The 14,871-nt window shown below is 52.0% G+C and carries 15 protein-coding genes; 12 read left to right on the top strand and 3 right to left on the bottom strand.

Going from position 1 to position 14,871, the window contains the following annotated elements:
- Both A3EQ_RS0112490 and lexA read right to left on the bottom strand, forming a co-directional pair.
- Positions 1 to 779: IS30 family transposase (locus A3EQ_RS0112490; protein WP_020155510.1), on the bottom strand; the 779-nt coding region annotated here is incomplete at its 3' end.
- Positions 780 to 948: 169 nt separating this feature from the next.
- Positions 949 to 1,572, bottom strand: coding sequence for a transcriptional repressor LexA (gene lexA / locus A3EQ_RS0112485; RefSeq protein WP_020155509.1), 624 nt, complete (start codon positions 1,570 to 1,572; stop codon positions 949 to 951).
- Positions 1,573 to 1,715: 143 nt separating this feature from the next.
- On the opposite strand from lexA, the gene A3EQ_RS22545 reads away from it, so the two are divergent.
- The 11 genes from A3EQ_RS22545 (at position 1,716) to A3EQ_RS0112400 (ending at position 14,091) form a co-directional block, all read left to right on the top strand.
- The gene (locus tag A3EQ_RS22545) at positions 1,716 to 1,883 is read left to right on the top strand and encodes a hypothetical protein (RefSeq protein ID WP_020155508.1); all 168 of its coding nucleotides are present in this window, start codon (positions 1,716 to 1,718) and stop codon (positions 1,881 to 1,883) included.
- A gap of 101 nt (positions 1,884 to 1,984) precedes the next feature.
- Positions 1,985 to 2,215 carry a DUF896 domain-containing protein gene (locus tag A3EQ_RS0112475; RefSeq protein WP_020155507.1) on the top strand — a complete coding sequence of 77 codons (231 nt, stop codon included), beginning with the start codon at positions 1,985 to 1,987 and terminating at the stop codon, positions 2,213 to 2,215.
- A gap of 371 nt (positions 2,216 to 2,586) precedes the next feature.
- Positions 2,587 to 4,587 (top strand): transketolase, encoded by a 2,001-nt coding sequence (gene tkt, locus A3EQ_RS0112465; RefSeq protein WP_020155505.1) that lies wholly within the window; start codon positions 2,587 to 2,589, stop codon positions 4,585 to 4,587.
- A 1,045-nt stretch (positions 4,588 to 5,632) separates the two neighbouring features.
- The gene (gene sirA / locus A3EQ_RS0112450; RefSeq protein ID WP_020155502.1) at positions 5,633 to 6,109 is read left to right on the top strand and encodes a sporulation inhibitor of replication protein SirA; all 477 of its coding nucleotides are present in this window, start codon (positions 5,633 to 5,635) and stop codon (positions 6,107 to 6,109) included.
- Between the two features lie 101 nt (positions 6,110 to 6,210).
- A complete protein-coding gene (locus tag A3EQ_RS0112445; protein ID WP_020155501.1) occupies positions 6,211 to 6,429 on the top strand; it encodes a YneF family protein in 219 nt (72 codons plus the stop codon).
- 189 nt (positions 6,430 to 6,618) lie between these two features.
- Positions 6,619 to 8,367 (top strand): ABC transporter transmembrane domain-containing protein, encoded by a 1,749-nt coding sequence (locus A3EQ_RS0112435; protein ID WP_020155499.1) that lies wholly within the window; start codon positions 6,619 to 6,621, stop codon positions 8,365 to 8,367.
- A gap of 40 nt (positions 8,368 to 8,407) precedes the next feature.
- Entirely contained in the window at positions 8,408 to 10,198 is a 1,791-nt protein-coding gene (locus tag A3EQ_RS0112430) for an ABC transporter ATP-binding protein (protein WP_026499941.1), read from the top strand.
- A 564-nt stretch (positions 10,199 to 10,762) separates the two neighbouring features.
- On the top strand, positions 10,763 to 11,512 hold the full coding sequence (locus A3EQ_RS21075; protein ID WP_051091421.1) for an arginase family protein: 750 nt from the start codon (positions 10,763 to 10,765) through the stop codon (positions 11,510 to 11,512).
- A 150-nt stretch (positions 11,513 to 11,662) separates the two neighbouring features.
- The gene (locus A3EQ_RS0112410; RefSeq protein ID WP_020155494.1) at positions 11,663 to 12,814 is read left to right on the top strand and encodes a D-alanyl-D-alanine carboxypeptidase family protein; all 1,152 of its coding nucleotides are present in this window, start codon (positions 11,663 to 11,665) and stop codon (positions 12,812 to 12,814) included.
- Between the two features lie 163 nt (positions 12,815 to 12,977).
- Entirely contained in the window at positions 12,978 to 13,685 is a 708-nt protein-coding gene (locus tag A3EQ_RS0112405; RefSeq protein WP_020155493.1) for a cytochrome c biogenesis protein CcdA, read from the top strand.
- A 37-nt stretch (positions 13,686 to 13,722) separates the two neighbouring features.
- Complete coding sequence (locus A3EQ_RS0112400) at positions 13,723 to 14,091, top strand: response regulator (RefSeq protein ID WP_020155492.1); 369 nt, start codon at positions 13,723 to 13,725, stop codon at positions 14,089 to 14,091.
- A 41-nt stretch (positions 14,092 to 14,132) separates the two neighbouring features.
- On the opposite strand, the gene A3EQ_RS0112395 is transcribed toward A3EQ_RS0112400, so the two are convergent.
- Complete coding sequence (locus A3EQ_RS0112395; protein ID WP_020155491.1) at positions 14,133 to 14,561, bottom strand: DUF2621 domain-containing protein; 429 nt, start codon at positions 14,559 to 14,561, stop codon at positions 14,133 to 14,135.
- A gap of 87 nt (positions 14,562 to 14,648) precedes the next feature.
- Here A3EQ_RS0112395 and A3EQ_RS21070 point away from each other — a divergent pair.
- A partial coding sequence (locus A3EQ_RS21070) for a helix-turn-helix domain-containing protein (RefSeq protein ID WP_154652873.1) occupies positions 14,649 to 14,871 on the top strand: 223 nt, incomplete at its 3' end.

The following is a 14,871-nucleotide window of genomic DNA, read 5'->3' as shown; positions in this document are numbered from 1 at the left end:
AATTCAGCTCCATTGTCTGATGTGATCGTTTTGAACACGGTTGAGAATACGGATCCATACTGTTGCTTCACTTCCTGTAAGGCTTGCTTCACGCATTCCGCCGTCTTGCGATCGATCTTCAGGATGTGTTCTTTGCGCGTCTTGCGTTCGGTCAATGTGAGCAGCGCCGCTCCTTTTTTGTTGGTGCCTAAGACGGTATCGATTTCCCAGTGGCCGAATTCCAGACGTTCATCGATATGCCGGGGACGCTGTTCAATGCTTGTGCCTAGCCTCTTCTTATGTTGCCGTGTTCGCTTTTTCTTGGTGTTGCGGGACACTTTTAAAGGCAGATCAATGTTCTTGATTGGAAGCAGACCAAGGTCGATATAGCGGTACAGGGTCTTGGTGCAAACCCATTCACCATCGAACAAGTGCTGGGTCTTGGCATAGCCGCAAACGGCGTCAGGAGACCANTGATCATCACGGATCTTCTGCACGGCGAAATGAATGAANTCCGTGGTCTGGATCAGCTTATACTTCGCACCACAACGGGAACGGTTCGATTCATAGACACGTTGGCCCACATCGGCAAAGTATGCTTGATACTCGGTCAGATCAGACCGTCGCTGCGTCACGGTTCCTCGCTTCAACTCACGGGAGATCGTAGACTTATGACAGCCGATGATGTCCGCGATTTCCTGCAGTGACTTTCCCTGATTGCGAAGCGCTTGGATCTGACCACGATCAAAAACGGTGAGATGCGAAAAGGTACGAGTTGTGTTATGATGAGAGCGGGCCATGGTATTCCTCCTGTTATGTATGGGTTTGTGTCGACTTCATCATAACGGAATTACCGTGGCTTTTGTATATTTATTTTGTTGCATTTAATTTTACAATGAACCAATAAAATTTTTTTATAAAAGAAAAACGCCTTTCGTTGATCTCCAGGCGCTAAAGATGATGGATGTGTTACCCGTCGATATACCGGAATACCCCGATCACTTTCCCCAAAATCGTCACGTTCCGGACGATGATCGGTTCCATTTGGCTGTTGGCGGGCTGCAAACGGATATGGTTTTTCTCTTTGTAGAATCTTTTCACGGTGGCTTCATTTTCCTCCGTCATGGCCACGACGATTTCCCCGTTTTCGGCGGTGTTTTGCTGCCGGACGACGACGTAATCCCCGTCCAAAATCCCCGCTTCGATCATGCTGTCGCCAACGACTTCCAGCATGAACACGTTCGCATCTTTCGGGGCGATGTGTTCCGGCAAAGGAAAATAATCCTCGATATTCTCAACGGCCGTAATCGGAAGGCCGGCGGTTACTTTTCCGATCACCGGCACGGGCCGCGAAGGCGCAAAAAGGGAGCCGTTTTCGTCCTTTTCCAGGATTTCGATCGCCCTCGGCTTCGTCGGATCCCGGCGGATGAGCCCCTTATTTTCCAGCTTGGCGAGATGGCCGTGGACCGTGGAACTGGAAGAGAGCCCGACCGCCTCGGCGATTTCCCGCACCGAAGGGGGATACCCTTTCTCTTTCACGTTCTTTTTTATAAAATCAAAGATTTCGATCTGCCTTTTGGACAATTTGGACATATTTTCCACCTTCCAGCCGTATTTATTTACTAGTATAGCATATCTCCATGCGGCGAACAAACATCCGTTCGCTTTTCCCTTGACACAAAACATATGTTCGGTATATGATAAATGCGAACATACATTCGTACGGGGTGATAGGCGTGTCGGTTTCCAAGGTGTTTGAAAAATATGGCTATGTGATTCTGCTGTTTGTTGTCGCCTTTATTTGCATGCTGTTTTTTGTCGAGACGTTGGAAAAGGGAGATCACGGTTCTTCAAGCGAGACGGCGGTTCTTTGGAAAGCGGCGGACGAAAGCGGGCAATGGTGATCGGCAAAATGCATCGGCCTGTCTTTCGTTCTTTTTTTATGCTAAAATGATAGGGATAAACGGGAAGGCATCATGAATCGAAAAAGAAAAGAGGGAAAGGCATGCTGTCGAAGGAGAAGATCGAAAGGATCAACGCGCTGGCGCGGAAAAAGAAGCGGGAAGGGCTGACGCCCGAAGAGGAAATCGAGCAGAAGAACCTGAGAAAGGAATACCTCGCCGATTTCCGCCGAATGATGGAAATGACCTTGGAAAGGGTCACCGTCTACGACCCGCTGGGAAATGACGTGACGCCTGAGGCGGTTAAAATAAAAAAGAAGAAATTTATGCAATGATTTCGGCCGATTGCGGGGATTCCGTTTTCGGCGGCGGTCGGACCGCATGCGATTGTCCGCATCTTCGCAGCGGAACCGCCGGCGCGGCCGTTTGGTTTTTTCCCCCATTTCCCCCTGAAGCCCCCCGAGCCGGAAGGCGGTCACTCCGCCGCCTTTTCGGTGCGGCCCGTTCTTCCGGCCGAACGGGGCCGGAAAAAATTTCCCGAAAATGGTTTCCCGTCCCGCCGGAAAAACAGCCGGAGGGCGGAAAATGATCAAATTGGTAAAATTCTTTTAACAGCCGATGATTTTTCCGTTTTTATGTTGTTGGAACGGACGAGGAAAGCTAATATTAAAAATGAAGGAACAATCTGGAGGAAAGGGCTGATTCCATGTTTACCGAAAAAGATCAATTGGCCGTCGCGACGATCCGCGCCTTGTCGATCGATGCCATCGAGAAAGCGAATTCAGGCCACCCCGGCATGCCGATGGGAAGCGCGCCGATGGCCTATTGCTTATGGACCCGTTTCATGAACCATAACCCGAAAAATCCGAAGTGGTTCAACCGCGACCGGTTCGTATTGTCCGCGGGCCACGGTTCGATGCTGTTATACAGCCTTCTTCATCTGTCCGGCTACGATGTGACGATGGAAGACATCAAAAATTTCCGCCAATGGGGCAGCAAGACCCCCGGGCATCCCGAATACGGCCATACCCCGGGCGTTGACGCGACCACCGGTCCCTTGGGACAAGGGATCGCGATGGCCGTCGGCATGGCGATGGCGGAACGCCATTTGGCCGCCCTGTACAACAAGGACAATTACCCCGTCATTGACCATTATACATACGCCATTTGCGGGGACGGGGATTTAATGGAAGGCGTTTCGGCAGAGGCTGCCTCCCTCGCCGGCCATTTGAAACTCGGACGCTTGATCGTCCTGTACGACTCCAATGACATCTCTTTGGACGGGGACTTGAACAAGGCCTTTTCCGAGAGCGTTAAAGACCGTTTCATCGCTTACGGCTGGCACTATCTCCGCGTGGATGACGGCAACGATTTGGAAGCCATCGCCAAAGCGATCGAAGCGGCCAGGGAGGAAAAGGAACGGCCGACCTTGATCGAAGTGAAAACGGTCATCGGGTACGGCGCCCCCAACAAGGCCGGAACGAGCGAAGTTCACGGCGCGCCTTTGGGCAAAGAGGAGGCGAAACTGGCCAAGGCGGCCTATCGATGGGAATTTGAGGAATTCCACGTTCCCGATGAAGTGTATGAACATTTCCGCAGCCAAGTGCTGGCGAGAGGGGAACAGAAGGAAAAAGAATGGAATGAACTGCTGGAAAACTATAAACGCGCCTTCCCCGAGCTGGGACGGGAACTGGAACTGGCCATCGAAGGGAAATTGCCCGAAGGCTGGGACAGTGAGATCCCCGTCTATGAAGAAGGGAAAAGTTTGGCGACCCGCGCCTCCTCCGGCGAAGTACTGAACGGGATCGCGAAGAAATTGCGCTATTTCTTCGGGGGATCGGCGGACTTGGCCAGCTCCAACAAAACGACGATCAAGGGAGACAAGGATTTTCTCCCCGGCTCCTACGAAGGAAGGAATATTTGGTTCGGCGTGCGGGAATTTGCCATGGGCGCCATATTGAACGGGATGGCCCTCCATGGGGGATTGAAGGTTTTCGGCGGTACTTTCTTCGTCTTTTCCGATTACATGCGTCCGGCCATCCGCCTTGCCGCGTTGATGGGACTCCCCGTCACCTACGTCTTGACCCATGACAGCATCGCCGTCGGGGAAGACGGGCCGACCCACGAACCCGTCGAACACTTGGCCTCCTTCAGGGCCATGCCCAATCTCTCCGTCATTCGCCCGGCCGACGGCAACGAAACGGCGGCGGCGTGGCGGCTGGCCCTGTTATCGGAAAAAACGCCGACGGCGCTCGTCCTGTCCCGGCAAAATCTGCCGAATTTGAAAGGGACGAAGGAAAAGGCTTTGGAAGGCGTTTCGAGGGGCGCCTACATCCTATCGCCTTCGGAAAAGGAGATCCCGGATGTCCTCCTGTTGGCCTCCGGATCGGAAGTTTCCCTGGCCGTCTCCGCCCAGGAAAAATTGCGGGAATCCGGCATCGACGCCGCGGTCATCAGCATGCCTTCCTGGGACCGCTTCGAGGCCCAGCCGGAAGCATACAAAGAAGAGGTTTTGCCGAAACGGGTGAAAAAGCGTCTGGCGATCGAAATGGGTTCATCCCTCGGCTGGCACCGTTATGTCGGAGAGGAAGGAAGGGTGCTGTCCATCGAACGGTTCGGCGCTTCCGCACCGGGGGAAACCATCGTCAAAGAATATGGGTTCACGGTGGAAAATATCGTACGGATCGTAAAGGAACTGCTCGCCTGAGCGGAAGGAACCTTCCGACGGTGTCCCAAAAGCGTTCGCGTCGCGTTCGCTTTTGGGACATTTTTTTGGGAAACAAAGAGGAAAACCGTTCCTTATTGGTGGAATGGAGTCACAACGCCGTCCTCTTTTTCCCCCATTCACGGTTCATACTCAAATCAAAGATTCTGACGGAAGAATTTTATGGGCTAATCCATAAGCAACTCAAGATTTGTTTGTAAAGCCGGCAAACTTTAGGTCTCTCGGAACACGAACCCCATACGAGGCTGGGCCTCACTGGACGAGTCTGCGAAACAACTTAACAACTTTTCATGCACATCGAAAAGCACCCGTCGTGGTGTTTTTTCTTGTGCGCCCGGCATAGGTGCCATCTAGCGGGTGAAAATCCCGGACCGCGAAGGAAGAAGCGGCGATCAGCCAACGAAAGGGTGTACGCGGCGGAGCGGAATCCGAAGGAGGCGGGCAAAACGGATCTTTTCTTTGCCGAAGGGGAGTAGATAAATAGAAGGAAAGATTGCGCCCTTGCCCGGGGAGGTCTGACCGGTACGCCGATCGAGTCGGTAAGCCGTACGGAAATGGGCTGTTGAGCAACAGCAGCGGTCATAGGACAAATGAAGTTGTTCCCTGCTTGGAAGGACCGAACAACCAAAGGGAGTGTCGCGCAGACAGTGGCGGAGACAATCCGGAAGGACTTCCTCGGAGTCGGCAGCGGGGAAAACCTTCCACGGGCGTCGCCTTTTCCGATGGGGAAGAAAAAGGGGGAATAGGTTTTCGGATTTCCCGTTTCTCCGGTACATATGTTCGGTTTTCCCCTCGGTTATTTTTTTGTATACTAAAAGAAAAATCCCGCTTTTTTGGCAGTAAACCGGGGTCGTTTTGCCGATTCCGCCGATGGGGTTTGGTTCCCGTTTGCGGGATTTCCTCCGCATATCCGGAAAATTTTTCCTAAATATTCGGACAGGCTTTTTTTATTCCTTCATTTTTGCTCTTCGCTGATCGAAGCCCCGTATCTTTCCACGGTTTATCTTGGCTTCCTGGGATGTTCCGTTTGCAGCCGGACCGGATCAACATCGGGATGAGGGTGGATGAGATGAAGCGATATGAAATGTATCTGATCGATGAACAGGTGGCCGATTTTTTTTACGGCAGGGAAAGGAAATTCTATAACCTGTTTAAAGAATATGAAGGATCTGCACCTCCGAAAAAAGAGATTTTGGAAAAACAAATCGATTTCATCACCAAACCGATCCCCGTCTTAACAATCCACTCGCAAATCATCCGGCTGCTGGAAGGCCGGCAGGATTTTTACATCCGCCAAGGCAAATTGGTGATCGAAAACCATCGCGGGAAGGCTTGCCTTCAAATCGATCAGCGCGCCATTCTCCTCGAATCCAACGGATATGGGGAAGGGGAAAACACCTTTCTGGATTTGCTGAAGAAAACGGAGTACAATTTTTTGGCCATCGACAGGGAAAACGGGCGGTACGGCTGGCTGAAACCGTTGAAAAGGGGCCTGCGCCTGTAACAGATCCTTCCGGTGTATGGGAAAAAATAACGGTTCCCGTATTGTAAAATGCCCGTACGTTTAGTACACTTGAAAATAGACAACATGAAGGAGGAAATGGTATGTGGGAGCTCGTTCTAGTAGGTATTCTGGCATTGCTCGCCGGAGTAGCGCTAGGATTTTTTATCGCAAGAAAATATATGATGAATTACTTGAAAAAAAACCCGCCCATCAATGAACAAATGATCCGCGTCATGATGATGCAAATGGGCATGAAGCCCTCGCAAAAGAAAATCAATCAAATGATGCAGGCAATTAACAAACAAATGTCAAGCAAATAAATGTTTGGTTTCCGCGAGAAGCGCAAGGGATCGATCATCCGTTCAAGAAAAATCGCCTTTTCGATTGAGGATTTATTCGTCAATGAAAAGGTGATTTTTTAATTTTTGCAGGAAAAAGTCAATCTTCCTTCTTGTGTGAAAATTTGTTAAACTATTGAACATGAGTAACGCAAATGGCGGAGGATCCACATGCGAATCTTTATCGATTTAGGTTGGTTTTTCAGACAGGAGAAAAAATCCTATCTTATCGGGGTGACGCTGCTTCTGGTCATCGCCGTACTGCAGCTGGTCCCCCCGAAAATCCTCGGGTACGCCGCGGATGCGGTGGCATCCAGGACCATCGGCCCGAAAACCCTGGCCTTCTACATCGGCACTTTAATCCTTTGCGGCGGGATCATGTACGTGCTCAGGTATTACTGGCGGATCTACATCTTCGGTTCGAGCCTGAAGCTCGCCCGTCAGCTGCGCAGCCGCCTTTATGCCCATTTGACGAAGATGAGCCCGTCTTTTTACCAAAGGAAAAGGATCGGAGACCTCATGGCCCATGCCACGAATGACATCCAGGCGATTCAGATGACCGCCGGAGCCGGCGTTTTGACGCTGGTTGATTCCCTTGCCACCGGCGGTTTTGTCGTCGCGGCCATGGCGCTGACGATCAGCTGGAAACTGACGGCCATCGCTTTGATTCCGATCCCGCTTCTCGCCGTGCTGACGAGCTGGTACGGGAAGAAGCTCCATGAACGGTTTGACAAGGCCCAGGCGGCCTTTTCCGAGCTGAACGATAAAACCCAGGAGAGCATATCCGGCATCAAGGTAACGAAGGCTTTCGGCCAAGAACGGGAGGAAGTGGCCTCCTTTTCGGAGCTCTCCGGGGACGTGGTCAAAAAGAATATCGCCGTGGCCCGGATCGACGCCCTCTATGATCCGACGATCACGGCGGTCATCGGCGTCTCTTTTTTCCTTTCCGTCGCCTTTGGAGCGAAATTTGTCGTTGACGGCGAGATGACCATCGGGCAATTGATATCTTTTACCACCTATTTGGGGATGCTCATTTGGCCGATGCTAGCATTGGGCTGGTTTTTCAACATCGTGGAACGGGGGAGCGCCTCCTATGCGCGGGTGTCCCGGCTGCTGGAGGAAGACATCGAGATCCGGGACCGGGAGGGGGGCCATGAAATTGAACGGAAAGACCTCAGCTTTCACATCCGTTCCTTCGCCTACCCGAACAACCCGGAGCGGATCGTGCTGGAGGATATCCGTTTCCGGCTGGAGGAAGGCCAAACCCTCGGCATCGCCGGGCGGACCGGTTCGGGAAAGACCGCCTTATTGCGGTTATTGATCCGGGATTTTGAAGGGTACGACGGGGAGATTTTGCTCGGCGGGAAAAGGATCCAGGATTATCCCCTGGAAGCCTACCGCAGCCTGTTCGGCTACGTGCCCCAGGACCATTTTCTCTTTTCCGCCTCGATCCTGGAAAACATCGCCTTTGCCAAACCGGACGCGACGATGGAAGAGGTCGAACGGGCCGCGAAACTCGCCTGCATCCACGAGGAAATCCTGTCTTTTCCCGAAGGCTATCAAACCCTTGTCGGCGAACGGGGGGTATCCCTCTCCGGCGGACAAAAACAGCGCATTTCCATCGCCCGCGCCCTGTTATTGAACCCGGAGATCCTCATTTTGGACGACTGCCTCTCCGCCGTTGACGCGAAAACGGAGGAAGCGATCCTGCAATCGTTAAAGGAAATCCGGAAAGGCAAGACGACGATCATTTCTTCCCATCGGATCAGCGCCATCCGCCATGCCGATCTGATCCTTGTCCTCGAAGGGGGAAAAATTGTCGAGCGGGGCACCCACGGCGCGCTGATGGCGGAAAACGGCCGTTACAAAAAGATGTATATGCAGCAGCAACTGGAAACTTTGGTGGAGAAAGGGGGGTAAGGCGGTGGAAAACGTTACGGCGGAAAACGGCCGGAAGGACATGCGGGAAAAAACCGGCCATTACAAGGTGTTTCTGCGGCTATTGAAATATGCGAAGCCCCATGCCAAAAGCATGGCCGCGGCCTTCTTCCTCCTCGGGTTGGCCACCCTTGGGGAAGTGATCGGCCCGATCTTGATCAAGATATTCATCGACGACCATGTGGCGCCGCGAAATTTTGACTGGCAAAGGATCGGCCTTTTGGCCGCCGGCTTTCTTTTTATCCAGTTCGCCAACAGCGTCATCCTCTATTTGCAATCGTTAAAATTTCAGACGATCGCCTTAAAGATCATCCAGCAGCTGCGGATCGACGTGTTTGCCAAGGTGCAGGCCCTCGGGATGAAATTTTTTGACAGGACCCCGACGGGCGCCATCGTCTCGCGGGTGACGAACGATACCGAAGCGATTAAAGAGATGTTCGTCAGCGTTTTGGCGGTATTTATCCAGAGCGCCTTTTTGCTGATCGGCATTTTTATTGCGATGTTTTCCCTTGATTTTGTCCTGGCCTTGTATTGTTTGCTGTTTTTGCCGCTCATCTTCCTGATCATTCATTTTTACCGGAAATTCAGCTCCAAATTTTATCAGGAACAAAGGGAACGGCTGAGCCAGTTGAACGCGAAGCTGAACGAATCGCTGCAAGGGATGGGGATCATCCAAATCTTCCGCCAGGAAAAGCGGATGCGCCGGGAATTCGACGCCATCAACGAAAAGCATTTTGACGCGGGGATGCGGACGGTAAAGGTGAACGGCCTCCTGCTCCGCCCCGCCGTCGATTTGGTGTATATCCTCGCCGTCATCATCCTGCTCACCTATTTCGGCATCACCTCTTGGTCCGAATCGGTGGAAGTGGGGGTTATTTTCGCCTTTGTCAACTACATCAACCGATTTTTCGAACCGGTCAACCAGGTGATGGAGCAATTGAGCTTTTTTCAGCAATCGATCGTTTCCGCCGCGCGGGTGTTCCGCCTTCTCGACGAAAAGGAAATGTCCCCGGAACAGCATCCCGAAGGGAAGGCCGTCATTGAAAGGGGAGAAATCGAATTCAGAAACGTTTCCTTTTCCTACGACGGCAAGAAGGATGTGTTAAAAAACATCAGCTTTACCGTCCGGCCCGGGGAAACGGTCGCCATCGTCGGGCAGACGGGAAGCGGGAAAAGCTCGATCATCAATTTGTTTATGCGGTTTTATGAATTCGACAGGGGAGACATTTTGATCGACGGCCGGTCGATCAAGAGCTACGGAAAGGAGGAGCTGCGGAAAAAGATCGGCCTCGTCCTCCAAGATCCCTTCATGTATTACGGATCGATCAAATACAATATCCGCCTGAACAACCCGGAGATCAGCGACGGGGAGATCGTGGAGGCCGCCAAATTCGTGCAGGCCCATCCGTTCATTGAAAAACTGCCCGGCGGTTACGACCACGTCGTTTCCGAACGGGGGTCGACCCTTTCCACCGGCCAGCGGCAACTGATCACCTTTGCCAGGGCGATTGCCGCCAATCCGAAGATCTTGATTTTGGATGAGGCCACATCGAATATCGACACGGAAACCGAAGAGGCGATCCAGACGGCGCTGGAGAAGATGCGAAAGGGACGGACGACGATCGCCATCGCCCACCGGCTGTCGACGATTCAAAATGCGGACTTGATCCTCGTCCTCCATAAGGGGGAAATCGTCGAAAGGGGAACCCATCCGGAGCTTCTGGCCAAGAAGGGGCTTTATTATAAAATGTATTTGCTGCAAAACGGCTTGACCGAGAAAATGGATGAATTGTTGGTCCAAGGGGAAAGATGAGAGCCGCGGCGCCCGGGCGGGGCTTAAAAATGCCCTCCGGGAAACCGCGGCTTTTCTTCAAGTCTTCTTTCGGCTTCCCTCCCGAAAAGCGGGAACTTTCGTCCCGTTCCGGATCCGGGAACATTTGCCGGGATACGGGACAGGCCACCCGGTAAGTTTCGGTCCTTCCTCCGGAGAGGCTTGCGCGGGCGAGACTGGAAATAGTTTCTAAAAGGGGCGGGGGATTGATCCGATGCCGGCTTGCGCCGCGGTGCCGAGAAATCGTTTCCAGCAAATGGGCGGGGCGGGATGCCGGGGCAAGGGCCCGCGCCGCATGCCGGATGAAGATTGTCTAGCGGCCGTCCCGGATCCTGAACGGCGCTCCCAAACTTGAGAGGATTTTGGTGTATAATAAAAGTGGCCTGTTTCCTGCATCCGTTCCGGCTGCGGAAAGGATGAGAGGGAGAAGGAACTTGGGAAGCGTAAAAGGGGCAGGGACGGGGCGATTCCGAAACGGGGATGACAGGATTTCAGGAAGGATGCTTTCGAAAACGGAAAAACGTCATCCATATTGGGGTGAAAGACATGGATTTTGCTCCGATAACGATCTTGAATTTGGATGATACCTATCCTTCCCAGAAACGGCTGTTGACACTTCCCCACCGGTGGATCGACATGTCGGACATCCGCTCGACGAACATGATCGCCGACCCGTTTTCCGTCAAGGCGATCCAATCCCGGCTTTCCCGATGGGAAGGGCCTTCTGTCGTATTTTTGGGCAGCGGGAATTACCACTATATCACCTATCTTCTATTAAAAAAGATAACCGTCCCCTTCACCCTTGTCCTCTTCGACCGGCACACCGACCTCGGCCAAATGGAAGACGATTATCTTTCCTGCGGTTCCTGGGTTTCCTTCGCCTTGAAAATCCCTTTCTGCCAAAAGGTGCTCATCATCGGTCCTCCAAAGAATGTCCGTACGCCGAAGCTCTCCGTTTTTTCCGCCGATCAAGCCGACCTGAACAAAAAATTTTTGCGGGAAATTGCCGGGCGTGATATTTACATCAGTATTGATAAAGATGTTTTGTCGGAAACTTGCGCGGTGACGAATTGGGACCAGGGGGAGCTCACCCTCGATGAATTGCTCGCTTTTCTGGAAGCCCTGTTTGCCGAAAAGCGGGTCATCGGGATGGACGTATGCGGGGAATACCCGAAAGCTTCCATATCCCCGTGGGACCCGCTGGTGATGCGGGCGACAAAAATCAATGAAAAGGCAAATTTACAAATTGCCCGCCATTATTTACAATATATGAAGAAAAACCGGAAAGTCGTTTAATACGATCCCCCCGCCGGACCGTTATGTTTCCTGTGGCTTACAAAGCGACAGTCCCAGGGACTCCGCTGCCTTCCGGTCTATTCTTTTTCCCCGGGGACGCTGTTTTCGCCGAAAGATCCAGGAATCTATTGAAGAAACAGGTGCAGCTTAATGAAAATAAAAGGATTATTGTTTTGGACGCCGATCCTTTGGCTTGCTTTCCATCCCCAGGCGGCGTGGGGGGAAGAACGAGCGGATCTCCCCATCCAAAGCGATTCCGCTGTTTTGATGGAGGCAAAATCGGGAACGGTCCTTTATGAAAAAAACGGGCATAAAAAGGAATATCCCGCCAGCATAACAAAGATCGCCACGGCCATCTACGCCATCGAAAAGGGGAACCTTTCGGATACGGTCGAAATCAGCGAAAGGGCGACGCAAGTCGACGGGACGAGGGTCTATTTGGAGCCGGGGGAGAAAATGACCCTGGAACAGCTGATCACCGGGATGGTCATCAATTCGGGGAATGATGCCGCGGAAGCGATCGCCGAATACCTGGACGGGTCCGTTGAGCATTTTTCCGCGAATTTGAACCGCTTTTTGACGGAAAAAACGGGCGTCATCAATACCCATTTCACCAACCCCCACGGGCTTTACGATCCCGGCCATTATACGACCGCTTATGACATGGCGCGGATCACCCGCTATGCCATGGAAAACGGAAAATTCAGGCGGATCTTCGGTTTAAAGGAATATCCGTGGAACGGAAAAGGCTGGAAGACGATCTTGCATACCCACCACCGGCTGCTGAAAGGCGAATTTCCCGCCGAAGGCATCACCGGGGGGAAGACCGGATTCGTCAACGAATCGGGGCATACCCTCGTAACGACGGCGGAAAAAGACGGCATGGCGCTTATTGCCGTGACGATGAATACGCCTTATAAAAACGTTCCTTATACCGATACGCTGAAAATGCTGGATTACGGCTTTCAAAATTTTACGGTGGAGAAGGTGACGGGCCAAACGCTTTTCCCCGCGGAAAACGGCGAATACTTCCTGCCGCACGACGTGTACTACGTCTTGCCGAAGGGGGAAAGGGCGGAAACGGAGGTGGACCGTTCCGGGAATTTATTGATCAAATCCGCCGACGGGACGATTTTGCAGGCGGCGCCTTTGGAGAAGCTCAAACCGGCGGGCCGGGGAAAAATAGAAAAAGGGCCGGAGGAACATCGGGAACCCACCTCCTGGAACGGCATGTCGATTTTTTCCGGATTGTTGCTGCTTTTTACGTTCATTTTCGGAGGCCGGCTGCTGTTGAAATTATAGCGGGGAAGGAAACCGGAGGGGAGGCGCCTGCGGTCGTCCGGGCCGTCCCGGGATCCTGTTCAAAAAAATGTAACAATTCCCCGTTGCATTTTTCTGGGCATTTCCCCGGATGTTTTGTAAAATCAATGTAACGATTGGTGCCACAGCGGAAAGGGTGTCGGGATTGGTTGACATAAACGTCTTTCTTGCGTTCGGAGCCGGTTTTTTAAGCTTTATTTCCCCGTGCTGCCTCCCCCTGTACCCGGCGTTCTTGTCTTACATCACGGGCATGAGCGTGGGCGAATTGCAGGAAGAGAACGCGCTGCTCCAAAAGCGGAGCCTGCTCCATACCTTGTTTTTTTTGCTCGGATTTTCCGTCGTTTTTATCGCCCTCGGCTTCGGGACGTCCTTTATCGGTTCCTTCTTTACCCAATATAAAGACTTGATCCGGCAGCTGGGGGCCGTCTTCATCGTCTTTTTCGGGCTGGTGATCCTCGGGCTGTTTCGCCCGGCCTTTCTCATGAAGGACCGGAGAATCCAGTTCAGCAAACGCCCTTCCGGTTATCTCGGGTCTGCGGTTATCGGGCTCGCCTTTGCGGCGGGCTGGACGCCCTGCACCGGCCCCATTTTGGCGTCGGTCATTTTTCTCGCGTCGACCAATCCGGGTTTCGCCGTCCTTTATATGATCGCCTATGTCCTCGGGTTCTCCCTTCCTTTCCTTCTTTTGTCCTTCTTTATCGGAAAACTGCAATGGATCCGCAGGCACAGCGCGCAGATCATGAAGGCGGGGGGAGCCCTCATGGTGGCTGTCGGCGTCATGCTGTACTTTGATTGGATGAACCTTTTCATCCAATGGCTGAATCCGTTGTTCGGCGGCTTTACGGGTTTTTAACCGGCGAATCCCTGCATGCAAATGGGAGGAAGGCTTCGTGGGAAGAATCCTGATCGTGGATGATGCAAAATTTTTGCGGATGACGTTAAGAAGGATCATTGAAAAGACGGAACACATCGTCGTCGGGGAGGCGAAAAACGGGGAAGAAGCGGTTGAACTGTACCGGGAACTTCTCCCCGACCTCGTGTTTATGGATATCACCATGCCCGTAAAAAGCGGCTTGGCGGCGTTGAAGGAGATCCGGGAAGCATTCCCGGATGCGAAAGTGATCATTTGTTCGGCCCTCAGCCAGCAAAAGATGGTGTACGAGGCGATTAAAGCGGGGGCGAAGGATTTTGTCGTCAAGCCGTTTGAGGAATCCCAGATTTTGGACGCCATCCAGCGGATATTTGAAAAAAATCCATGACATTAAAAAATACCCAACATTAAAAGAATGCTGGGTATTTTTTATTGGAATAAATGTTCATAAGGTTTCGTGTCGATCTGCAGTTCCGCCAATTTTTTCCTTAAAAATTTATGGTCCCGTTTCGGCGTGGCGATGATGTAGCCCCGGATGATCAGATCCAAGGTCATTTGTTTCGCGTTTTCCTTGAGCGCCAATTCCCCGATTTTTCCCGCGATTTTTTGTTTGGCGACGGGGCGGAACAATTCGGGAACCGGCTTCACCAGTTCCTCTAGAAACTCTTTCTGCTCGTCATTCCATAAATGCAGCGTCTTTTCCACATAATACCTTTCCCAGTCGAGATCGGATTTCCCATCCTTTTTCGGCATGCTCTTCAGAAACTTGCGGAACATAAAAAATCCGCCGACGGCAAAGGAAAACAGCAAAAAAAAGATCCAGAACAGCATAAACCAAAGAAACCAGCCGGTCAACATCGTTACACACCCCTGTTGTTCGTCTGTGATATTGTCATATTGTAACGCTTCAGTGAAAATGTCAGTATGAGACAGGAGCGAATTCCATTGAGCAAAAAAGAATTGAAGCGTTACAAAGTGATTAGTCAATGGATCGAAGGGTATATCACGGGAAAACAAGCTGCCGAATTGTTATCGCTAAGTCTTCGTCAGGTTTATCGCCTCAAAAAACGAGTCCTTGAGGAGGATGAAAACGGAGTCATTCACAAAAACCGGGGGCGAAAACCTGCACATGCCTTATCCGAAGACATCCGGCAAAAAATCCTGAATC

The organism is Caldibacillus debilis DSM 16016 (genome assembly GCF_000383875.1).
Classification (GTDB): Bacteria; Bacillota; Bacilli; order Bacillales; family Caldibacillaceae; genus Caldibacillus; species Caldibacillus debilis.
The sequence above is the reverse complement of the archived record's forward strand: the minus strand, read 5'-3'. Positions and strand labels throughout refer to the sequence as shown.